Below are 20,134 nucleotides of genomic sequence, written 5' to 3' on the forward strand. Positions count from 1 at the left end.
GATCCACGCCGACCGCTGGTCCTCGTTGACCTCCAAACCGGTCGCTCMGMTGCTCGTCGACCTCGGGGTGGCCAGGTCGCACTACCGCCCGCACGTGTCGAACGACAACCCTTACAGCGAGGCGGCGTTCAAGACGCTGAAGTACGCCCCGGTCTTCCCCGAGCGCTTCGGGTCCCTGGCCGACGCCGGCGCGTTCGCCGAGCAGTTCTTCGCCTACTACAACCACGAGCACCGCCACTGCGGGATCGGGCTGCACACCCCCGCCAGCGTCCACTTCGGCACCGCCGGGCAGGTCCGCGCCCAGCGCCAGGCCACCCTGGACGCGGCCTACGCCGCCCGTCCCGAGCGCTTCGGCCACCGCCGACCCCAGGCGCCCAAGCTGCCCGAGGCCGCCTGGATCAACCAGCCCTCACAGGAGGCCCTCATACAGACCGCCTGACGGAATCTGTCTCACCCGCCTTGACACTTTCCGGAAGACCACGGCCTGCTCACTCGCACCGTCTACCCCGAGGTTCCCGCTCGCGTGGAGTACGAACTTACTGACCTCGGACACAGCGCAGCCGCCCCGTTGAAGCATCTGCGCGACTGGGTTGAACACAACGTCGGAACCGACCAGTAGCGACCCCCTCGGCGCTACATCGAGCCAGGAGTCCCGGCCTCCGCGTAATACCGCGTCAACACAGACGAGGCGTCGCGGTCGCCGTCACCGGACACGACAGAGTTCAGCAGGTACCGGTACCCGTCACCGGTCGTCATCACCCTAATTGATAACGTCACACCTAGAAGGTGCGAAGTAACCGACGCGCGAGCACAGGAGCGCTTCTGTCATTTCGAAGGCGAGACTTCGCGCGATTGGGATTCGCCGGGCCATCCTTCTTCTCTTTCGTCGAACGTCACCGCAACACCGTGTCGCTGGGGTTCGTGAAATCTTCTTCCGGAAGCGAAACCCAGGTACTGCGCCATGAGGAACTCGCCGCAGCGATGCACAGGCGTTCGACAGTTCGGTCGCACGAACCGATCGTTTGTTAACGGACGGCACTGTACGTCGATCGAAAGTCGCGCCGACACCCCCTGCGAATTCGCGTCGCGGGATAGTTTGCCAGGATCCGGCGATCAGCGTGGTGCGCATCAAGGAGGTGCGCAGCGGCCTCAGCACGAGGAGCCTGCCCGCGAGGCCGACCACCCCGCCCCTAGGAACGGTAGGAGTGCGACGTCGGGGCGAGCTGGGGGCCACCCCCCGAGACCGAAAGTAGCACCGCAGCGACGATAAGCGCCACGCCAACCAGGGTGGTCGTCAGCTCCCCGACCAACGAACCGATCCATCCGCGTTCCTGGAGGTCTCGGAACATCCTTATGCTCAGCCCGAACGTTCCGTTCGAGCTGCGAACCGATCGTCTCGATGCGTCGTGGCAGACGCCTCAGCTGTCCACCGATGACCTGGAGTTGCACGCGGCCGTCGGCGAACATCTCCCTTGAGTCCATCGCCAGACGTATGAAATGAGGAGTTCGAGCAAGGGCCCGATCGACCAAGTCGTAGTCGGCAACGAGCTGGCACAGCGTTCCCTCGAGTGACACGAAGGAAACGACTGGCGTTCTCCTCCGCTGTTGGGGACGTCGGGTCGGCTGAAATAATGGCCGGGACGATACGGTGGCGAGTCAGAGCGCCGTGATCCACCGCGCGATCTCGTCAGCGATCTCGTCGCTATTGTCTTCGACCATCAGCGAGTGGCCGTTCCCAGCGAGAAGAGGCAGTTCGGACGACCAGAAGGTGACGGCGGCGCCCTGATCGGTGAGCCAGGCCACGATGTCCTGATCCAGCTGCGAGGGGTGGTCGGTATCGGCTCCACCCGTGAAGACGAGAATCGGCTTGTTCGTGAACGCGTCGGTCGGCCCGATCCTCATTTGGCTCCCACCGATGTTCTGACGCTGATAAAGCATCCGGGCCGGGATCGGCCGAAGGGTGCGGCGGAACACCTCGATGCACTCGCGGGGGAACCGCCGGCTGGGTCCGATGGCCTTGTCGTTCACGAAGGCGCTTGTGGGTTCCCAGAAACCCATCTTCGGGATGGTCCAGTCGATGGCCGCTCCACGGATGGAGACCTCCTGGTCGGACTCCCTCACGATCTCGGGCACCGCCTGTATATTTCCAGGCGGGCCCGGAGCGACGGCTACGAGCCCGTCGATGAGATCGCCATGCGTCTCTAGGAGGCGGAAGCCAATCGGACCTGCCATCGAGTGCACGACCAGCACGACGTTCCGGCCGAGACCAGAGAGGAACACGCCCATCCCTCGGCACACGCTCTCATAGTCCAGCCGCGCAGACGCCGCACGATCATCGACGTGTTGGGCCGCCTCATAGGACAACCCCAGCCAGTCCACCACCAGCACACCGTAGCCATGCGATACGAATCGTGCCGCCCAGCCCTGTCGGCCGTCGGGCGTCTCGAGATAGTACTCGTTCGAGGCACCACCCCCGTGCACGAGGACGATCCACCGAGCAGGCGCACCCGACGGCGCCAGTTCGGTGTACGAGATCGGCGCGACGTCGTCTGGGCGTGAAATCGAATCCATAGCTTCCCCAGGCCTGTTAGGCAATGACGGCGTCGAGGGCCCGTGCGAGCCTCTCCGGATGCGTGAGCATCACCAAATGGCTTCCGTCGATCTCGATCGTGCGCGGACTATCAAGCCGCCCGGCCGCGGCCTGGTAGATCTCAGCGGGAACGGCCTGGTCCTGAGCGAGGAACACATAACTTGACGGGATGCTGCTCGCCCAGAACCGGTCGAGGCGGATCGGCTCATCGGACCAGCCTGCCGGCGCTGGGACGAGCCTCGGCTCGAGCGCGGCGAGCTGCTGCTGCTCGAACGGGGACATGTCCTGCATAGACGCGGCCCAGAGCTCAGGCGGCATGACGATGGTGTTGTCGTCGGACTGACTCGCAAGCGCCTTCGTCGCTGCGACCAACGGATCGGGGAGCACGTCGTTAATGGTCTCGCCGTCGCGCAGCACCCAGGCGTCGACGAAGACGACCCGGCCGATGCGCTCGGGCATCGCCTCAGCGACGAGTTGGATGAGCGGACCTCCGCCGCTATGACCGACGAGCACGATGTCGAGCTGGGTGAGCTCTCTTACCTGATCGATCAGATCGCGCGCCATCATGCTCATCGTGACGCCGGAGCGGTCCACGTCACCGTCTTCGAGACCGCGCAGCGTCGGCGCGATCACCTCGTGCCCCATTCTGCGCAATTCGTCGGCGACGCCGTCCCACACCCAGCCGCCTACCCATCCGCCGTGCACCAGTACGATCTGCATTGATCATCCTCTTCGCATATTTATCTGCTGAGCAGAACTTGTTCCTAACTAGAAGACACAATAGCTTGCGCGGCGCCAACAGTCCAGCATGGCTCGAGCTCTCTTCAGAACGCGCCGAACGACCCCTGCACCAGGTCGCAGGGGAAAGAGACGACGAGCCTTCAGGAGGTCAGGTCGGCCAGACGTACGGCTGCCTCATCGAGGAGTGCGACGAGGGTCTTCACCTTGCGGGGAGGCAAGCGGAACACCGGGGCAGATGCGTTGATCGCCAACCGCAGCCCGCTCGCCGAGGGAACGGCCACGGCCACCGAGGCCACGCCCTCCTCGCTCTCCTCCCGGTTCGTTGCATAGCCCTGCTTCGCGACAAGATCCAGTTGTGCGAGGAGCTCGGTCTTGGTACGGATCGACTGCGGAGTCACCTGTGAGAGTTGCTCGTCGGGGTAGAGACGGTCCAATTGTTCTCGCGGGAGCTGCGCCAGGAGAACCTTTCCCGTGGAGGTGCAATGGGCCGGCATCTCCTTGCCCAACCGTGAAGCGACTCGCACCGCCGTCGTCGGTTCCGAGACTGCGAGAAAGCGAGTGGAGTTGCCGTCGAGCGTGCCGAGGTGAACCGTCTCGCCGGCTTGGTGGCTGAGTTCCTCGAGGATCGGTTGCACGATCTGCGGGATGTCCATCTTTCTCAGCACCGAGAAGGCGATCGTGGTCAACGACGGCCCTGGCCCGTATGTCTTCGTTCGCGGGTCTTGCCGCACGAATCCTCGCCATTGAAGCATCGCGAGGATGCGATGCGCCGTTGAGGTCGCGACACCCAGGTGCTTGCTGGCGTCCGTCAGTCGAAGTTCGTTCTTCTCACCGAGCAGGAGCAGGAGTTTCAGGGCATTGTCGACCGACTCGATCGGTATTGCGGAGCCGCATCGACTCCGTCGGCTGCTCTATTTCTCTGCACAACAGAAACTGTATCGTTCCTGCCGGCCCTCAGGGCCGCCATCAAGGGCAAGGCGATCCCGTCCAGGTCTATCCGGACGCCGATTCGAGCAGCCGGCCCAGTCGTACACGAACGTCGGAAAGCGACGATCCCGCTGCGATGGACCGGCGGACTTCGACGAGAGCGCGGGGCCAATTCAGTACCACTGCCCCGTCGAATGACAGACCATTCTGAGAGTACAGAGACGCGATCCGGTCGGGTGTTCGAGGGTCCGTCACCATCTCGGGGTTGACTGCCGTCGTGCGACCGACGATGTGCAGCTTCCAGTTGAACTGGTCACTCCAGACATACTCGACAGGCAGATATGAGCGTCGGTCGTCGGGATGAGCGATGTTGTGCGCGACACAGCGCGCCTGGTCGACCGCATTCGTCCAGTGCTCAAGACGGGTGAGATCGCCGCGAACCGGATGCCGCCACCGCGCAACATCGCCGATCGCATGGATTTCCGGGGCGCCGAGTGCCGTGAGGAATTCGTCGCAGACGAGACCGTCGTCGATCTCGAGCCCTGAGTCCTCGAGCCATTCGACGTTCGGCACTGCCCCGATGCCGATGACGACGACATCACCGTGGAGCTCGGAACCGTCATCCAGGAGCACGCGGAAGTCTCCCTTCGCACCGTCGATCTGCGCGACCGTCCGTCCGAGAACCGCATGTACGCCATGCCGGGAGTGCTTCTGCGAGAAGAGGGCGCCAATCTCGTCACCGAGCCGGCGTGACATCAGGTCGCGTGTCGCCGAGACCAGGGTGACATCGACTCCGAGCCCAAGAGCGGTCGCGGCGACCTCGGCGCCGATGAAGCCCGCTCCGATGACGATGATCCTGCGATCGGGAACTAGCTCGGCGCGCAGCCGGTCTGCGTCGTCGAGTGTCCGCAGCACATGGATTCCCTCGCCTTCACCCCACGGCGACGGCCGCGCGCGGACGCCGGTCGCCACCACGAGGTCATCGAAGCCGACCCGCCGTCCATTCGCCAGCCGGAGCTCCGACAACGCACGGTCCAGACCTACCGCCGGCACACCGAGACGAAGGTCGATGTTAAGCTCGAGCGCCTCCGCCGCCGTGAGGAGCGTGACCTCGGCTGCACCTGCACCGACGAGGTATCCCTTCGACAGCGGCGGCTTGTCGTAGGGCAGCACGGGCTCGGAGCCGATGAGCACAACGTCTCCGCGATACCCCTCTGCCCGAAGCGCCTGCGCGGCCCGTACCCCCGCGATCGACGCACCGACAATCGCTGTCGTCATTCGTCTTCCACCCGGAGCGCGGAAACCGGGCAGCTGTTCGCCGCCTCGGTGACCCGTTTCCGGTCGGCCTCGTCGACCTCTGTTCTGAGCAGGATCACGACGCCGTCGTCATCGAGATCGAAATAGTCTCCCGCGGCCATGATGCAGTTGGCGTAGCCCTGACAGAGCCCGAGATCCGCTTTCACGACAGGCATGTGTCACTCCTCTCCTGCTTCTTCAGGCGTTATCTCAGGGAACATCGGTGCGAACGGTTGGGCGATCATGGCGGAGAACGTCGCCGTAGTCTGCCAGGTCAGCGCCTCGAGCTCGAGCGGATCGAGAGCGACCCACTGCCCGGATCGCGGCGACTCGATCAGGAGCCGGGAGCCGTTGCGTGTCTCCACGCGAGATACCCGGATCTCCGAGAACTCATTGGCGATCGAGATCGGAGCCCCTACCCGCTGGTCTTCGAGCCGCTGACGTTCGTCTGCTGCTGCGATGGCCGCGATGCGGTCGTCCTCTTCGCCTTCCCATTCGAGTTTCATAGGAAGATCGCCAGATTCTGTGTGCGCAAGACCGACTCGTCGACCGTGATGGTTCGGCGTGCGAGCTGCAACCCGCCGCCGACACGTCGCAGAACGTCTTCGCGGCCGGCCGAGATCACCGCGGGCTCGTGCACGTCGCCGCGACTGCGGAAAAGAAGCACCGCAGAATCGACGACGACCTCGCCCGGGACGTCGCTCTCGAAGGTGCGCACGTTCGTGACGAAGTGACGGAGCCGGGAGGGCGGATCCTCTGTCCAGGCGTGTTCCGTGAGGAAGCGGGCGACCCGCCGGCTCAGGGAGTACTTGTTCTCGTCCCAATGCGCCATGCCCGGAGACGTCGAGTACCCGGCGCCGAGCGCGGTAGTGACCTGCACGGGCATGATGTAGTGCACATCGTCGGCGATGAGGTCGAGCCAGTCCTCGTACCGCTGCTCGTCGAGGATGTATGCCTCTTCGACGAGCCACCTGTGCGTCTCCAGATGCAGGCCGTCCGAGAACGACAACGAACTCCCCACCCGCGTGGCTTTGGTCGTATGTGCTCCGAGCGGCGACTCTTTCAGTCGAACCCAGCGCGCCTCGGTCATGACAGCCCCTCCGGCATCCCCACCGACGAGATGATCAGCGCGGTCGGCTCCGTCTCGAGGTAGTCCGCCCAGCGCTCGAGCAGATGCCGCTGGTTGTACTCTCCGTAACCGACGTGGGCCACGCCCGGGCCAGAGAACGCGTCCGGTCCGAGCGGCTCCACGACGAATCTGCCGTCTTTCAGCACGCCCATCCGGCTGTTCAGCAGCAAGCGCCGCGCCATATTCCCTTTCGCGGTGTTCGTAAGGGACACCCAGTTCTCCACATCGTCCTGCTCGAACATCCCCGTGCTGCCGAAGCACATCAGGTACGCCTTGTACGACAGAGCCTTGAACTCCTCCGGTGCCGCTGCGTCGACGGCGAACCAGGAAAGCACCTCGGTCTCGTTCTCGCTGATCGGCTGCCAGGTACGGATCGAGATGAACGGGAGCACGTCGTCGCCGTCTTCCACCTTCGGCCAGTTGTGCACGAAGCTCATGTTCGGGAAGATCGAGGCCGCCGAGATCATGAAGCCGTTCTCGCCGATCACATTGAGCTGGTCCTGGGACCAGACCTCCTTCATCCGGTCGATCATCTCGTCGGGGTAGCCCACGTAGCGCAGCCGCTCCTCGAGCGTTCCCTCCGGAAGCTTGTAGGTCGTGCCTCCGCCGTTGCCCGCCCAGTACGTGTTGCCGTCTTTACGCTTCTCCGCCTTCGGTTCGCGGAAGAGGCCGATCTCGACCACCGAGGTGTGGGTCTGTGGCGTGTGGTACATGTCGCCGGCGAAGTTCTCTGCGCCGATCTTCCAGTTCGCCTTCACCCGCCAGCGCTGCGGGCCGCGGAGCTCGATGCCCGAGGAGCTCTGCTTCGTGTAGTAGTCGAGATAGAAAGCGAAATCGCCGAGGTAGTCGATCAGCGGTGGCGCATCCGGATCCATGCTGATGAAGATCAACCCGTTGTAGCTGTCGAGGCTCGGCGCCGGAAGCAGGCGGGCTCCCTTGCGATTGAAGCCAGCCTCGCCACCGTACGCCTCTTCGTGGAACGGCAGCCCCACGATTCGTCCGTCGTTGCGGTACGACCAGCCGTGATACGGGCAGCGGAAGTGCGAGGCGTTGCCCATTTCCGCCCGGCACACCTGCATTCCTCGGTGCAGGCACATGTTGAACATCGCCTTGACGGAGCCACTCTCGTCGCGCACCACGATGAACGAGTCGTCGAGCACTCGCCGCACCACGTAGTCGCCGGGCTGAGGGATCTCTGATTCGTGACCCACGAAGATCCACGCGCGACTGAACAAGCGCTCCCGCTCGAGCCCTGTGCGTCAGGATGGGGTGAGACACCAGCACTGCTGACCTTCGCACTGCACGGGGCGAGAACGGACCAATACTGAGATGACGATGACGGTTGCTGACGTCGGCACCGATGATGGGGCTATGGCTCCTCGTGCTGACCGGCCCAAGAGGCGGACGTTCACCGCCGAGTTCAAAGCGGCGATCCTGGCCGAGTACGACGCCGCGGACCGCTCTGGGCGTGGGGAGATCCTGCGCCGGGAGGGCCTGTACACCTCCCACATCATCGAGTGGCGCAAGGCCGCGGCCGCCGGCTCGCTGTCCGGGCTGGGCAGCAAGCCGCGGGACCGGCGCGAGCGGGAGCTGCAGGCGCTACGGGCCCGGGCGGAGAAGGCCGAGGCCGAGCTGGCCAAGACCAGGGCGGCGCTGGACCTGATGGGAAAAGCACACGCGCTCTTGGAGACGCTCTCCGAGAGCGCGGACAAGCCGCCGCGGTCGCCGCGGTGATCAACCCGGCCGTCGACGGGCTGGCCGAGCACGTCGGCACCGCGGCTGCGTGCGCGCTGCTGGGTCGCTCCCGCGCCAGTCACTACCGGGCCAAGAACCCGCCACCGCCACGTCCACGGACACCGCGGCCGGCACCGGCGAACAAGCTGTCCGCCGCCGAGCGGGCCCACGTGCTGGCCGTGTTGACCAGCCAGCGGTTCGCGGACAAGTCGGTCGCCCAGGTCTGGGCCACGCTGCTGGACGAGGGCACCTACCTGTGCTCGATGTCCACGATGCACCGGATCCTGCGCGAGCACGACATGGCCGGGGAACGGCGCCGGCAGGCGAGCCACCCGCCCCGGACCCGGCCCGAGCTCGTCGCGACGGCGCCGGGGCAGGTGTGGAGTTGGGACATCACAAAGCTCAAGGGGCCGGAGCGGGGCGTGTACTACGACCTGTACGTCGTGCTCGACATCTTCTCCAGGTTCGTCGTGGGCTGGACCATCGCGGCCCGCGAGGACGCCGAGATCGCCAAGAACCTGCTCGAGCACGCCATGGGCATCCATGGCGTGCCGGAGGCGATCCACGCCGACCGCGGGACCTCGATGACCTCCAAACCGGTCGCTCAGCTGCTCGTCGACCTCGGGGTGGCCAGGTCGCACTCCCGCCCGCACGTGTCGAACGACAACCCTTACAGCGAGGCGGCGTTCAAGACGCTGAAGTACGCCCCGGTCTTCCCCGAGCGCTTCGGGTCCCTGGCCGACGCCGGCGCGTTCGCCGAGCAGTTCTTCGCCTACTACAACCACGAGCACCGCCACTGCGGGATCGGGCTGCACACCCCCGCCAGCGTCCACTTCGGCACCGCCGGGCAGGTCCGCGCCCAGCGCCAGGCCACCCTGGACGCGGCCTACGCCGCCCGTCCCGAGCGCTTCGGCCACCGCCGACCCCAGGCGCCCAAGCTGCCCGAGGCCGCCTGGATCAACCAGCCCTCACAGGAGGCCCTCATACAGACCGCCTGACGGAATCTGTCTCACCCGCCTTGACACTTTCCGCTGAGCCCTGAGTGGCTGACACCTCGTATCGGCCAGGGAAAAACATCAGCATCGGCTTGTCAGATACGACGGTCTGCAGGTTGTTGAGCACGGTGTGCGAGCGCACGAACGGGAACACCTCGCCGATTCCGGTAAGGAAGAGGATCTGGAATGACTCGGCCGCCATCAGCTCCTTGATCGCAGGGGCGAGATGCATCTGCGGGTCAAGCATGTTCTGCAGCATCTTGAGGAACTCTGGCTTGTCCATCGACGGCTCAGCAGCAAGAACTCGATCCCAGACGTTGCGCTTCTTGAGCAGATCAACACACAAGTCATAAAGATTGATCTCGAAAACCTTGATCCCCAGCTCGGTGTCGAGCTTGGTCTTGATGCGCTTCTTCGCCTGCGCAACGTCAAGCGCCCACGACGGATCATAGTCGTAGATGAAGTGGGCGACCTCATTGCCGAGGCCCTCCATCTTGAGGAAGCGTTCGCTACTGAGCACCTTGAACAGGTGGTCCTCTTGCTGAGCCAGCGTGGGCTTGGATTGCAGGGGCATCAGACCGTCCTCGTCGGGAAGAAGCGGATGTCGCTCGGCGTGCGCTCGGTGAGGCACTCGGACACGCGGGCAGAGAGAAGCGCAGGCTCGATGGCGCCCTGTGTGGTCAATAGCCCGGCCTCGACCATCATCTTGAACAGCACCTGCCGGAGCTTCTTGTAGGACTGGTCCGTGACTTCTTCCAGCTCGTCATGCCACATGGCCTTGGTTCGATAGAAGGAGTCATAGTCTTCGTAAGACACGGTGCCTGCCAAGGTGAGGAAACGCTCACGGAGCACTTCCTCCGCAAACTCCCCGATGAGTTCGTAGCGACGACACGCGGCGGCCCACATCAAGTGGCCGCGCTCGGAGGCAGTGACGTCAGCGAGGATCTCAAGCTCACGGTCCGAGAGCACCGACAGACGGCTGACGGTTTCGCGCACGCGCCGGACACCCGTGCTGTGGGTTCTCGTCTGCAGGAGGTTCTCCTCCACTGCACCGTCTCGGACCTTCGCCCAGTCACGGAGTTCGCCGTATACGGGTGCCAAGACGGCGGCCTCCCGCGCGAGGAGGCCGCCAGTAGTAAACGACAGCGCGTAACGATCACCTGTGCTGTGTGGCATTGGGCCTCCTTTCAAGAATGGGCAGTAGATCAAGGTATAAGTGACCACCGACATTGATGCCGGTGGCGGCGTTTCGGGCGGGTAGTCAGGACGGTTTGGGCTCCCCTGGTGCGGCTGCACCGCCACGGCGGACCCAGTCATCGACCTCGCTCGCTTGGAACTTCCAGAGGCGCCCGATTTTGTGGGCAGGCATGCTCTTCTCAGCGATCCACGCGTAGACGGTGTCCTTGGTGACACCGAGATGGGAGGCGATGTCGTCGGCAGACAGCCACGGCTCGGTCACGTTGGTCCTCCCTCTCAGCCCAAATGGGCGGTCACTCCGATGATATCGGAGTGCTACCGAGCTGAGTAGGGTTTGTCCGAGTGTAATCCTGTGTGCGTCACCAAGACAGTGTTTAACTGGTGAGACGGCCGGAGAGCCATGCTGAGGTGGTCGCCCTCCACTTTTCGGCGTCCGAGTTCCACGCCAGCGTGTGACCCGCTTCGAAGATCTCCAGCTGCACGAGGTCTGGACGTTTCTTCGCGAGCGCACGTGATGAGCTGATGGGAGCTGAATCATCGCGAGTGCCGTGAAGGATCAGCGTAGGCGCGGCAAGATCCTCGACGCGCGCCACCCAATCGAATTCACGGATCGGGACTCGGCTCGACAGCCCCAGCGGGCGCGCGAGCGGACCAACGGTGAGCCACGGCACGGCAAACAGCCCGGCACCGCGCGGGAACCCGGCGCGCTGGCAGTTGGCTTTGATGACCTCGACCCAGTTGAGCACCGGTGAATCAAGCACGAGCCCTGCTACCAGTGGCGCATAGTCCGACCGATGCGCGATCCGCAGTGCGATCGCAGCGCCCATAGACCAACCAAACAGCACGATCCGTTCGGCTCCACGGCGAACCGCGTATCCGATCGCGGCCTCGACGTCTTCGGTTTCGGAGGCGCCGAGCGTGGATCGACCGGACCCCAAGGTGGGCCCTTCACCATCGTTGCGATAGCTCACTACGAGTGATGTGAGTCCCAATTCCGTGGCGACCTGTACCCCACGGAGCGTGCCCGCTCGGGGGCTGCCCAGACCGTGGATATGAATCGCCCAGGTCGATATGTCGCCGTTGAGCCGCCAGGCGGGCGCGTGGCCGACGGCGGTGCTGATGACGATGTCACTGGCATCGAGCCCGGCATCGGTGGGCGAAGCGAAGTAGATGCCGCTCCACGAGACTCGATCGCCTTCTCGCGGTGTGAGCCCTGGTGTCACTCCCACGAGGGCGCGCGCGACTTGGTACTGACCGCGATACTCGACTTCGTTGCCGAGTTGCGCCCATCCGCCGCGTTCAAACCAGAGATTGTAGGTGCCGGGCGCTTCGGTATCGCAAGTGCGGTCGAGCAGAAGAAGTTGGCGATCACCATTGACCTCAACGCTGCGCAAGGTCAGCTTGAAACGGCGTGGCCCGACTGGTGCTGTTAGCTTCCGCGCGATCGTCCATCCCAGGGCTGCACCAGCGGCAACGACCATAGCGCCGCCGATCGCGAGCCGCCGCTTCATGCGTGCTCCCTGCTGCTGTCGCCGCGATCCGCACGCAAACCTGTGCGCGCCACGCCCGGGTCGAGCCCCAGAAGTTGCGCCTCAGCCCGTTCCAGGAGAGCTTCTTCAGCAGGCGCCACCTCGAATGTCACGCGTGGATCGATCATGGCGTCACGAATCTCAACCACTTCGCGATGCAATCGTCCTTCAGGGTCGTCAAGACTGGCGCCGAGGGCATCGGTGCCGCTGAGCCCCGGTCGAACGCTCGTAGCCCGCTGCCAGAGCGGTTCCAGCTCCCCCGTGATCTGCGCTATCTGCGCGCGCCGTGTGCGTTCACGCAACGACCTGACAACTGGTTGCCCCGCGAACCCGGCGCACAAGAACAGGAAAGTTAGCAGCGAGAGCGGCCCGTATGCTTCGCCGAACGTGCGCATCAGTTCCAGGTGACCCGCGACGTGTGCGACATCCATTACGAGGACCACGACGGCCAAGCCTACGCCGCACGCCGAGCCAAGGAGCAGGAGGAGTGCGGGGATGCGCTGGATCCCGGTGCCGACGCGAAGTTGGCGTGCCGCCAACGCGAGCATGGCAGCGAGAACGATGCCGCAGTAGGTGAAGCCGATCATTGAGTAGGCGGCCGTCACCGGTTGGTCGCCGAGGTCAAGCATGAATGTCGCGGTCGACGCACCTCGGTCGATGAAGAAGAACAACACCGTCGTCGTGACCAGGGCAAGGATCAGCGCGGGGCGCCCGACGGCGGCTCGCACCAGCCGGGGACGATACTCACCAGCCTTCATCGCCGCGCGGCCCAGGAAGAAGAGCCCAATCATCAGGAGAACATCCGAAAGCAGAGTCGCGATGTTTGTTCCGCCGAAGACGGGATCGACAGCGAGGTAGATCGCGTCGACGTTGAGGGTCATTGCGGTGGCGATCGTGACCGATGCGTAAGTAATGCTGCGATCAGGGCGCCCGCGTCGCAGGACCAGCAGGCTCGCTACGAGTAGCCACATCAGGATCGCAACGAGCGTTTGTATCATCCGAAGACCTCGAAGTAGCGAGACTCCGCAAAAGCGGACCCTCGGATCCCTGCCGCAAGCCGGTCCGCGAGAGACTCCGCCGCAATCTCGGTGTCGGAATCAAGATCCTGCCGCCTGAGCAGACGTGCGCGAGTGTGCGGAGGAATGTCAGGCAGGAGCACGTCCGCCTCTGTGCACTCGTCGCCGTCGCAGTGACCCAAGATCATGTGTGACAGCTCGTGTAGAACAAACTGCTGGCGATGTAGGGCGGAGTCCGTGCGCGCATGGATGATGATGTCGTCTTCGTCGGTCGTGAACCAGACCGCGCAGAGTCCGTCATGATCGCCGATCTCGGTAAGCTCGACGATACGCAGGCGGCGCCCCCTGCGTTGCTGCACAACACCGTAGAGATCGTCGAAGGTGAAGACACTGCCGAGGGCAAGATCCGAGACGGCCGTCTGAACGACCTGTTCGATATTCACGTTGCGCTCACCTCCTTCGAGGGCACTTCGCGGCATCGACTCGGCTACGTGAGCGACGCCGTCATTGCTTGTCTGTGTGCGTCATTTCCTCATCCAAGAACTTGCTGATGGCTTGGAGTGCCTTCGGTGAGATATCTCCAAGTGTGCGCGCCGCGTACGACTTGACCTTCGCCGCACGCATGGAGCGCACGAGATCGAGCTGTGCACTGACCTTTTCGGGAACTACGGCGTCGTTCGCGCCGATCAAGAAGTCGGTGTCGACGTCAAAGAACGCTGCGAGCCCCGCAAAGACGGCGGGGTCTTGAACGTACCGGTGCCCGTTGACCATGTACGTCCAACGAGACCTCGACAGGTTGGTCCCTCGATCACGGAGATACGACGCGATCTGCGAGTAGGTCGGCTCGGAGCCGGTCTCGGCGATTGCAACATCGAGCAACAGCCGCAGGCGCTTCGCAAGATCCGCAGCCGCAGTCGCGCTCTCGTCGTCGGTCATGCGCGCTGACCTCCTTCGCTCGCGGTGAGAAGCATCTTCGGCAGGGTAATCCCGGCACGTTACGCATGCTCAATATAGCTGTTGAGCATGAACAAATCAAGGGTTGCGCATGCTCAACGGTCGGTGTTAGAAACGAATCCCCACACGTTTTGAGCATGCTCAACGCCCGGGACCCTCTGGACCCTTCGATCACTCCTAGGGAGGTGAACCATGCCCAGATTCTGGCTATCTACGCCTTGTCGTCCGCACTCGCGCCGGAACGAGTCGTTAGGTCGTGCGGCTGGAACATGCAATCACATCCGCAGAGTTCGTGGACTCGCTCGCCCACCTGACCGGTGTATCGCCACGCACTCCTGCGACGTGGCGCGCCGGAGAGGAGAGCACCCGATGGTGTCGACAGATGAACGCCGTGCCACCCGCGAAGCGAAGCTCGATGAGCTGCATGAGAAGCTCACCGAAGCGGTCGACAAGCTGGTGTCCGGTGAGGATTGGGCGGCTGCGCTCCGGTTCGCAGCCAGGTTTCGCAGCCGTTCGTTCAACAACACCCTGCTGATCTGGATGCAGCACGCCGCCGCATTCGAGGCAGGTCTCGTGTCCGAGCCGATGCCGTCATACGTGGCCGGGTACAAGCAATGGCAGCAGTTGGGCCGTCAGGTCGAGAAGGGGCAGCCTGGATATCAGATCCTCGCTCCGGTGACCGGTCGATTCGCCTCGCCGACGCCTGGTGATCCGACGTCGTGGCGACGACTCAACCGATTCGAGAAGCCACGACCGAGCGAGGAAGTCCGCTCGAAGATGATTGGCGTTCGTCCCGCCTACGTGTGGGACGCGGCGCAGACTTCCGGCGGCTCCCTTCCAGCTCCACCTGCACCGACATTGCTGAAGGGCGAAGCACCGGAAGGCCTCTGGGCGGGACTCGCCGAGCGAATCGAGGCGGCAGGATTTCAGCTCCTCAATGTAGAGCACGAAGGCCTGATCCACGGCGCGAACGGTGTCACTGACTACACCGAGAAGACGGTCAAAGTCCGAGAGAACATGGATCCCGCGGCGCGCGTGAAGACTCTTGCTCACGAACTCGCCCATGTGCTGATGCACGGTCCTGATCAAGATGCCGCACGGCAGCACCGGGGCGTCGGCGAAGTGGAGGCCGAGTCCGTCGCGCTGATGATTGGCGCCGCGCACGGCATGGACACCCGTGACTACACGATCCCCTATGTCACTTCGTGGGCCGCAAACGTCGACGGTAAAGAACCCGCGGAGATCGTTCGCGCGACCGGAAAACGAGTGCGCGCCACCGCTATGAAAATCCTCGACCAGCTGGACACGCAGATGATCGGCGATGGCACTCCCCCTGGGCTCGATCGCACCAACGGGCGCACCAACTCCGCCGCCGCGACGCGCACGAACACTGCGCCAGCCATCGCGAGCAGCTCGAAACACGCGGCAACGACCGACTCGCGGGGTCTGTGATGAGCGTGGCAGATTCATTCGCGCAGCTGCTCGATCGAATGGGTCGCGGGGACCCACTCGGTCGAAGCGCACTCGCGTTGGCAGCGAGCGGCATCCCGGTCTTCCCATGTGTCTCTGGCGGGAAGCGCCCAGCTGTCGCGGGAGGATTTCACGCGGCGAGTGCCGAAGCGGACCTGGTGCGGCGTTGGTGGACTGCAATGCCCACCGCAAACATCGGGATGCCGACGGGTGCCGCCTCGGGACTCGTTGTCGTCGATGTCGACGTTCATGGCACTGTCGACGGATACGAGGCGCTGGAGCGTGCGCGACGCGAAGGATTGGTAGATGGCTGTGTCGCAGCGGTGGAAACACCATCGGGCGGCCTGCACTTGTACTTCCCTGCGAGGGGCAACACGGATCAGAGGTCATGGCAGTCGGCGCGAGCGGGAATCGACTTTCGTGGCGATGGCGGCTACATCATCCTGCCGCCCTCGGTGCGGACCATTGACGGTGAAGCACGGCGCTACAAGACGTTGCGGCTCGCTCACGGAAGCGGTCATCCGCTCGACGCACAGCGCCTTCGTGATTTCTTGGATCCTCCACGGCCGTCCGCGAACCCACGCGATGCAGCCACAGAGATGGCGCCCGCTGATCTCACGCGATTGGCGAGTTGGGTATCCCGCCTCCAAGAGGGCGAGCGGAACCATGGCGTCTTCTGGGCAGCCTGCAAAATGGCGGAGAAAGACGTCCCCACAGGAGCGGCGCTCGACGCTCTCACGGCCGCGGGTGCGACTGCTGGGCTCAGCGAGCGTGAAGTGACGACGACCGTCCGCTCGGCCTATCGATCCGTGCATGGCCCGTCGCCTCAACGCTTACCCGCGGACGGCCCCATGACGCCGCCCCACCGACCGCGACCAGTCACGGATTCTCGGGCCTTGGCATGAGGAGCATTCGGGCGCGCCGATCGGCGATCATCACGGCCGTCGCGGGCACGGTCTTCATCGCTGCGGGAGCGTTCTGGCTGTCGTTTACCTCCCTGGCGGATCTCGCTGCCCGCTCGGGCATCGGTGCGGGGCAAGCATGGGCGTGGCCGCTCATTGTCGACGGCGTCATCGTCGTTTCGACCGTTGCAGTTGTTGCGCTCGCCGGGTCACGCACCGCCTGGTATCCATGGGCGCTGCTTGCGGGAGCCGCAGCCGTTTCAGTGACGGCAAACTCGATCCACGCGGTGGTCGCCGCCGATGCCGACGTTCCAAGCGTGCTCGCCGCGGCTGTCGCTGCCGTTCCGCCAGTCGTATTACTGGCGATCACGCACTTGACGGTGCTGCTCATGCGCACGCCGGAGGCCGCCGAAGAGCACACCGATGACGCGCTCCTCTCGCCCCAATCACAGGCGACCGCTTTGCGTGAAGAAGGGTGGTCAAACAAGCGCATTGCCCGCGAGCTGGAGGTGCATCCTTCGACCGTCGGGCGCTGGTTCGCGAGCGTACCTACTGAACATGAGCGGGCGCGTTCCGCACCCGACGAATCTGAGGACAAGAGATGAACGAGAACGCGGCCGACGTCGGCAACCACCCCATCGATGCGCAAACCACCGACGTCACGACGAGGCACGAAGCGGTCGAGTTGGCGAGGCTCCGCAATCAGCGCAGGGGCTCGATGCGTGATCCTGCGACATACCGAGGTCGCGGTGTCGAATGGGTACGCCCGACCGACCTTGTGGCTCGCAGCAGCGCACGCGTGGCCGGTGCGGGGATCAACTTCCAGTCCGAGCTGCATCGGCGCACGCGCGCAGCGGCACAGGACGGCACCCGACGCATCGCCGAACGTGCACGTCGCCTCCCTCCGCTGTCAGCGTTTGGGCGCGGTGCCACTCGAACGGATGCGGGCCGCAGCTCGATCGGCGCCGCCTGATCGTGAAGATCGGACATTGTCATGGGTACCTCATCTGCATCAAACCTCCCCAGCGGGGAGCGGGTGCGCACCTGCGTAGCAGGAGGTGCTCTTGTCATGACCACTCACTATTCTCCGTCGCACCCTCGCGAGGACTTCACCACGAGCGAAGGGTTGCGCACCCTGCTGCACCGGTTGCGCCAGTCGGGAGCCCGCGCCTGGAAACACGACCGCGTTGCCGCGGAACTCGCCGCGTTCGCTGCCGAGAAGTATGGGGCGCTCGCTCGCAAACACGGGCTCGACCCGTGGGAGGCCGCGTCCGCAGCCTTCGACGTGATGCGAACTCGTTCGGCGCGCGAGGCTGACGACCCCTGGGCCGTCGTCACTCGCGGCGTGCAGATCACGTGCATTGCCGAAGAGCGCGGGCAGGGGCTGCTGTGCGCGACGCACCAGGCTCGCCGCCCGCACGTCTCCGCGTTCCATGACCCTGAACGATTCGCCGACCGGGAGAATCCGCTCGCCGACTACCATCCCGCGTTCCATGTGGTCGACAACTACCTCGAAACTGATGGCGCAGACGTCAATAAACGTGACGACGTAGGAACCGCCACACAGGCGATCGAGGTCTCAATCGGGTTGTTCGCGACGTTGGGTTGGCCGGAGAGCACGACCCGCGCCGCGATCGAGCACGTGTGTGGCGCGATCGCACGGGCAGGGTCTCGGCAGAGCGCTTACGAAGTGCTGCGTCGGGACAAGCATGCTCGTGCGCTCCTCGATCTGCCCGGCGATGCGTGGTCGGCCCTGCTGCATGCATTGCTCGGACATCCCAACCCCGCGTATCGCGCGACGAGCACCGGCCGCGGCATCCTCCTTCGCATCCTTGTTGGCGAGACTCTTCCTGACCTGCTGCTCGATGACGACCTCGTGTCGATCATCGTGACGTCCGCACCCAGACACGGGAGCGGACGATGAGCACGCACGACGGGCACATTGAGCTGGAGCGAGCTGTCGACTCAATCCACGTTGGCCATCGTCACCGCAGGGATCTCGGGGAACTCGACCTCCTCGCCGCGTCGATCGAACGGGACGGGCTGCTGCAACCAATCACTGTGACGCCGGAGGGCAATCTCGTGTGTGGTGCCCGTCGGCTGGCCGCGATCAAGCGACTGGGGTGGATGCACGTCAAAGTCTGGGTGCGCTCGGGCATCTCGGGCGAGCTTGCACACCTGCTTGCTGAGCAAGACGACAACGCGCTGCACAAGTCGCTCACCCAACTGGAAAACGCCGCCCTATACCGCGAGATCAAAACGTTGATGGCTGAGGATGCCGCCCGTCGCCAAGAAGCATCACGATTTAGCACCGAGAATCAGCCGGGAAATGACGGTGCCGCAAAATTTGCGGCACCGTCAGATTCTGTCGGAGACGCGCGCGAGCAGGCCGCCGCCATGATCCCGGAGGGCGCCTCTCACACGACCCTGGAGAAGATCAACTACCTGCAGCAGATAGCGGACGACGAGAGTCAGCCCGACTCCGTGCGAGAAGGCATCGCGGCCGAGCTGGAACTCATCGGCTCAGGCGCTCCCGTGCACCCGAGCTTCCAGCGTGCTCGACAACTCGTGACCGCAGCCCAACCCGATGGTGACGTTGTGGATGTGGCAAAGCTGGCTGAGGAAGCACTTGCGCGCATCAAGAACGCTCCGAAGCCCAAACGACGACCTTCGCCAATCGCACTGACCTCGCGCGTCGACGGCGACGAGCCGTGGCCGATTCGCGCATTCGTCGTCACGTGGACGGAACTCGACGGCTGGTGGCGACACTTCGACGTCGATGAACTGGCTCGCCAACTGAGTGACGCCGAGGTCGAGATGTTCCTGCACGTTGTCGAAGCCACCGTTCAGGTCGCTGAGCAACTCCGTGCCACGCGGGACATCGATCGGGCGGACACCGAGTCGACGACCCAGGTGGGGAACCTTCGCGCCCTCTGAACCGAGACTGATGCGGCGCACCTGTCCCGTATGAAGCTTCCTACCGCTCCCCGCGCACGCCGCACTCTGATCGCCCTCATCGCGGCTCTGTCTCTGGCGATCCTTGTCGCTGGCATCGGCATCTACGGACTCGTCATCGGATCCGGCCAACCTGCTGACTCGAACGATCCTCCATCGTCAAGTGCTGCCCCGAACACAGAACCGTCTCGCGAGCCGACGTCACAGTCTCGCATCCCGACGATCCCACAGACCACCGACGCCGAGGCGTTCGCGCGCAGCGTCGCCGCGGCACTGTTCACCTGGGACACCGGCAGTGGGTTCCTGCCACTCGACTACGCGGCCGTCATCCTCGACGTCGCCGACCCGACCGGCTTCGAACAGTCGGGACTCGCCGCCGACATCGCCACCTACCTGCCCACGCAGAGCGCGTGGGCGCAGCTGCGACCGTACGCAACGACGCAGCGTTTGGAGATCACCTCAACGTTCCTGCCGGACGCCTGGGCTGACGCGCTCACACAGGCTCGCCCAGGGCAGCTCCCCGACGGCGCCGCCGCTTACACGATCGAGGGCATCCGCAATCGATCCGGCGTGTGGAACGGCGACCCGGTCACCGCAGAGCAGCCGGTCGCGTTCACGATTTTCATCGCATGCCCGCCCGATGACCCTTGCTACGTCCTACGGCTCTCGCAATTGAACAATCCGCTGCGTTAGGACGAC

The 20,134-nt window shown here is 64.3% G+C and carries 25 protein-coding genes and 1 pseudogene; 10 read left to right on the forward strand and 16 right to left on the reverse strand.

Going from position 1 to position 20,134, the window contains the following annotated elements:
* Both B7W94_RS06405 and B7W94_RS06410 read left to right on the forward strand, forming a co-directional pair.
* Nucleotides 1–439: integrase core domain-containing protein (locus B7W94_RS06405; protein ID WP_216353882.1), on the forward strand; the 439-nt coding region annotated here is incomplete at its 5' end.
* An 84-nt stretch (nucleotides 440–523) separates the two neighbouring features.
* Entirely contained in the window at nucleotides 524–619 is a 96-nt protein-coding gene (locus B7W94_RS06410; RefSeq protein WP_370651862.1) for a hypothetical protein, read from the forward strand.
* A 1,037-nt stretch (nucleotides 620–1,656) separates the two neighbouring features.
* Here the strand turns inward: B7W94_RS06410 and B7W94_RS06415 are convergent.
* From B7W94_RS06415 to B7W94_RS06450, 9 genes and pseudogenes are all read right to left on the reverse strand, one after another.
* Complete coding sequence (locus B7W94_RS06415) at nucleotides 1,657–2,571, reverse strand: alpha/beta fold hydrolase (RefSeq protein ID WP_005054941.1); 915 nt, start codon at nucleotides 2,569–2,571, stop codon at nucleotides 1,657–1,659.
* A gap of 16 nt (nucleotides 2,572–2,587) precedes the next feature.
* Nucleotides 2,588–3,310 (reverse strand): alpha/beta fold hydrolase, encoded by a 723-nt coding sequence (locus tag B7W94_RS06420; protein ID WP_005054944.1) that lies wholly within the window; start codon nucleotides 3,308–3,310, stop codon nucleotides 2,588–2,590.
* A 161-nt stretch (nucleotides 3,311–3,471) separates the two neighbouring features.
* Nucleotides 3,472–4,017, reverse strand: a complete 546-nt coding sequence (locus B7W94_RS06425) for an IclR family transcriptional regulator (RefSeq protein WP_223159176.1) — start codon at nucleotides 4,015–4,017, stop codon at nucleotides 3,472–3,474.
* 42 nt (nucleotides 4,018–4,059) lie between these two features.
* Nucleotides 4,060–4,212 (reverse strand): annotated as a pseudogene (locus tag B7W94_RS18460) (helix-turn-helix domain-containing protein); the annotation flags it as partial.
* Between the two features lie 112 nt (nucleotides 4,213–4,324).
* Nucleotides 4,325–5,536, reverse strand: coding sequence for an NAD(P)/FAD-dependent oxidoreductase (locus B7W94_RS06430; protein ID WP_005054949.1), 1,212 nt, complete (start codon nucleotides 5,534–5,536; stop codon nucleotides 4,325–4,327).
* Nucleotides 5,533–5,730, reverse strand: a complete 198-nt coding sequence (locus B7W94_RS06435) for a ferredoxin (RefSeq protein ID WP_005054951.1) — start codon at nucleotides 5,728–5,730, stop codon at nucleotides 5,533–5,535. The genes B7W94_RS06430 and B7W94_RS06435 overlap by 4 nt, the downstream gene beginning before the upstream one ends.
* A 3-nt stretch (nucleotides 5,731–5,733) precedes the next feature.
* On the reverse strand, nucleotides 5,734–6,060 hold the full coding sequence (locus B7W94_RS06440) for a hypothetical protein (protein ID WP_005054953.1): 327 nt from the start codon (nucleotides 6,058–6,060) through the stop codon (nucleotides 5,734–5,736).
* Nucleotides 6,057–6,563, reverse strand: coding sequence for a 3-phenylpropionate/cinnamic acid dioxygenase subunit beta (locus B7W94_RS06445; RefSeq protein WP_231868223.1), 507 nt, complete (start codon nucleotides 6,561–6,563; stop codon nucleotides 6,057–6,059). The genes B7W94_RS06440 and B7W94_RS06445 overlap by 4 nt, the downstream gene beginning before the upstream one ends.
* Nucleotides 6,564–6,640: 77 nt before the next feature.
* Nucleotides 6,641–7,894: an aromatic ring-hydroxylating dioxygenase subunit alpha gene (locus tag B7W94_RS06450; protein WP_005054956.1), complete on the reverse strand. Its 1,254-nt coding sequence runs from the start codon at nucleotides 7,892–7,894 to the stop codon at nucleotides 6,641–6,643.
* Nucleotides 7,895–8,018: 124 nt separating this feature from the next.
* Between B7W94_RS06450 and B7W94_RS06455 the strand changes: the two genes are divergently transcribed.
* Nucleotides 8,019–9,415, forward strand: a protein-coding gene (locus B7W94_RS06455; RefSeq protein ID WP_370428832.1) for an IS3 family transposase whose coding sequence is annotated in 2 segments (ribosomal slippage) — nucleotides 8,019–8,355 and nucleotides 8,355–9,415 — 1,398 coding nt in all. Because the reading frame shifts where the segments join, the coding sequence is not laid out codon by codon here.
* Here the strand turns inward: B7W94_RS06455 and B7W94_RS06460 are convergent.
* The 7 genes from B7W94_RS06460 to B7W94_RS06490 all read right to left on the reverse strand — a co-directional run bounded on the left by B7W94_RS06460 (nucleotide 9,399) and on the right by B7W94_RS06490 (nucleotide 14,090).
* Nucleotides 9,399–9,986 (reverse strand): DUF1788 domain-containing protein, encoded by a 588-nt coding sequence (locus B7W94_RS06460; RefSeq protein WP_085605381.1) that lies wholly within the window; start codon nucleotides 9,984–9,986, stop codon nucleotides 9,399–9,401. The genes B7W94_RS06455 and B7W94_RS06460 overlap by 17 nt on opposite strands.
* Nucleotides 9,986–10,588: a DUF1819 family protein gene (locus B7W94_RS06465; RefSeq protein ID WP_085605383.1), complete on the reverse strand. Its 603-nt coding sequence runs from the start codon at nucleotides 10,586–10,588 to the stop codon at nucleotides 9,986–9,988. Before B7W94_RS06465 ends, B7W94_RS06460 begins: the two co-directional genes overlap by 1 nt.
* A gap of 85 nt (nucleotides 10,589–10,673) precedes the next feature.
* Nucleotides 10,674–10,871, reverse strand: coding sequence for a helix-turn-helix domain-containing protein (locus tag B7W94_RS06470; protein WP_085605385.1), 198 nt, complete (start codon nucleotides 10,869–10,871; stop codon nucleotides 10,674–10,676).
* 112 nt (nucleotides 10,872–10,983) lie between these two features.
* A complete protein-coding gene (locus B7W94_RS06475) occupies nucleotides 10,984–12,120 on the reverse strand; it encodes an alpha/beta hydrolase (protein ID WP_085605387.1) in 1,137 nt (378 codons plus the stop codon).
* Nucleotides 12,117–13,019, reverse strand: a complete 903-nt coding sequence (locus B7W94_RS06480) for a DUF6545 domain-containing protein (RefSeq protein ID WP_253247397.1) — start codon at nucleotides 13,017–13,019, stop codon at nucleotides 12,117–12,119. The genes B7W94_RS06475 and B7W94_RS06480 overlap by 4 nt, the downstream gene beginning before the upstream one ends.
* A 113-nt stretch (nucleotides 13,020–13,132) precedes the next feature.
* The gene (locus B7W94_RS06485) at nucleotides 13,133–13,597 is read right to left on the reverse strand and encodes a hypothetical protein (RefSeq protein WP_085605391.1); all 465 of its coding nucleotides are present in this window, start codon (nucleotides 13,595–13,597) and stop codon (nucleotides 13,133–13,135) included.
* Nucleotides 13,598–13,658: 61 nt separating this feature from the next.
* Complete coding sequence (locus tag B7W94_RS06490; protein WP_085605393.1) at nucleotides 13,659–14,090, reverse strand: hypothetical protein; 432 nt, start codon at nucleotides 14,088–14,090, stop codon at nucleotides 13,659–13,661.
* Nucleotides 14,091–14,477: 387 nt separating this feature from the next.
* Here B7W94_RS06490 and B7W94_RS06495 point away from each other — a divergent pair, with 387 nt between their 5' ends.
* From B7W94_RS06495 to B7W94_RS06520, 7 genes are all read left to right on the forward strand, one after another.
* The gene (locus tag B7W94_RS06495; protein ID WP_085605395.1) at nucleotides 14,478–15,560 is read left to right on the forward strand and encodes an ArdC-like ssDNA-binding domain-containing protein; all 1,083 of its coding nucleotides are present in this window, start codon (nucleotides 14,478–14,480) and stop codon (nucleotides 15,558–15,560) included.
* 38 nt (nucleotides 15,561–15,598) lie between these two features.
* Nucleotides 15,599–16,483, forward strand: a complete 885-nt coding sequence (locus B7W94_RS06500) for a bifunctional DNA primase/polymerase (RefSeq protein ID WP_139833279.1) — start codon at nucleotides 15,599–15,601, stop codon at nucleotides 16,481–16,483.
* Nucleotides 16,480–17,085: a DUF2637 domain-containing protein gene (locus B7W94_RS06505; protein ID WP_085605399.1), complete on the forward strand. Its 606-nt coding sequence runs from the start codon at nucleotides 16,480–16,482 to the stop codon at nucleotides 17,083–17,085. Before B7W94_RS06500 ends, B7W94_RS06505 begins: the two co-directional genes overlap by 4 nt.
* Nucleotides 17,082–17,453, forward strand: coding sequence for a hypothetical protein (locus B7W94_RS17915; protein ID WP_139833274.1), 372 nt, complete (start codon nucleotides 17,082–17,084; stop codon nucleotides 17,451–17,453). The genes B7W94_RS06505 and B7W94_RS17915 overlap by 4 nt, the downstream gene beginning before the upstream one ends.
* 96 nt (nucleotides 17,454–17,549) lie before the next feature.
* Complete coding sequence (locus B7W94_RS06510) at nucleotides 17,550–18,404, forward strand: hypothetical protein (RefSeq protein WP_085605401.1); 855 nt, start codon at nucleotides 17,550–17,552, stop codon at nucleotides 18,402–18,404.
* Nucleotides 18,401–19,417: a ParB N-terminal domain-containing protein gene (locus B7W94_RS06515; RefSeq protein WP_085605402.1), complete on the forward strand. Its 1,017-nt coding sequence runs from the start codon at nucleotides 18,401–18,403 to the stop codon at nucleotides 19,415–19,417. The genes B7W94_RS06510 and B7W94_RS06515 overlap by 4 nt, the downstream gene beginning before the upstream one ends.
* Before the next feature lie 30 nt (nucleotides 19,418–19,447).
* Entirely contained in the window at nucleotides 19,448–20,128 is a 681-nt protein-coding gene (locus B7W94_RS06520; protein ID WP_085605404.1) for a hypothetical protein, read from the forward strand.
* Nucleotides 20,129–20,134: the final 6 nt, after the last annotated feature.

Origin of the sequence: Microbacterium sp. LEMMJ01 (genome assembly GCF_002114135.1) — a bacterium.
Classification (GTDB): domain Bacteria; phylum Actinomycetota; class Actinomycetes; order Actinomycetales; family Microbacteriaceae; genus Microbacterium.

Bases quoted from the DNA above. Each gene is read 5' to 3' on its own strand.
- B7W94_RS06415 (WP_005054941.1), bottom strand. From the start codon at position 2,571: ATGGATTCGATTTCACGCCCAGACGACGTCGCGCCGATCTCGTACACC.
- B7W94_RS06420 (WP_005054944.1), bottom strand. From the start codon at position 3,310: ATGCAGATCGTACTGGTGCACGGCGGATGGGTAGGCGGCTGGGTGTGG.
- B7W94_RS06430 (WP_005054949.1), bottom strand. From the start codon at position 5,536: ATGACGACAGCGATTGTCGGTGCGTCGATCGCGGGGGTACGGGCCGCG.
- B7W94_RS06435 (WP_005054951.1), bottom strand. From the start codon at position 5,730: ATGCCTGTCGTGAAAGCGGATCTCGGGCTCTGTCAGGGCTACGCCAAC.
- B7W94_RS06440 (WP_005054953.1), bottom strand. From the start codon at position 6,060: ATGAAACTCGAATGGGAAGGCGAAGAGGACGACCGCATCGCGGCCATC.
- B7W94_RS06460 (WP_085605381.1), bottom strand. From the start codon at position 9,986: ATGCCCCTGCAATCCAAGCCCACGCTGGCTCAGCAAGAGGACCACCTG.
- B7W94_RS06465 (WP_085605383.1), bottom strand. From the start codon at position 10,588: ATGCCACACAGCACAGGTGATCGTTACGCGCTGTCGTTTACTACTGGC.
- B7W94_RS06475 (WP_085605387.1), bottom strand. From the start codon at position 12,120: ATGAAGCGGCGGCTCGCGATCGGCGGCGCTATGGTCGTTGCCGCTGGT.
- B7W94_RS06480 (WP_253247397.1), bottom strand. From the start codon at position 13,019: ATGACCCTCAACGTCGACGCGATCTACCTCGCTGTCGATCCCGTCTTC.
- B7W94_RS06490 (WP_085605393.1), bottom strand. From the start codon at position 14,090: ATGACCGACGACGAGAGCGCGACTGCGGCTGCGGATCTTGCGAAGCGC.
- B7W94_RS06495 (WP_085605395.1), top strand. From the start codon at position 14,478: ATGGTGTCGACAGATGAACGCCGTGCCACCCGCGAAGCGAAGCTCGAT.
- B7W94_RS06500 (WP_139833279.1), top strand. From the start codon at position 15,599: ATGGGTCGCGGGGACCCACTCGGTCGAAGCGCACTCGCGTTGGCAGCG.
- B7W94_RS06505 (WP_085605399.1), top strand. From the start codon at position 16,480: ATGAGGAGCATTCGGGCGCGCCGATCGGCGATCATCACGGCCGTCGCG.
- B7W94_RS17915 (WP_139833274.1), top strand. From the start codon at position 17,082: ATGAACGAGAACGCGGCCGACGTCGGCAACCACCCCATCGATGCGCAA.
- B7W94_RS06510 (WP_085605401.1), top strand. From the start codon at position 17,550: ATGACCACTCACTATTCTCCGTCGCACCCTCGCGAGGACTTCACCACG.
- B7W94_RS06515 (WP_085605402.1), top strand. From the start codon at position 18,401: ATGAGCACGCACGACGGGCACATTGAGCTGGAGCGAGCTGTCGACTCA.
- B7W94_RS06520 (WP_085605404.1), top strand. From the start codon at position 19,448: ATGAAGCTTCCTACCGCTCCCCGCGCACGCCGCACTCTGATCGCCCTC.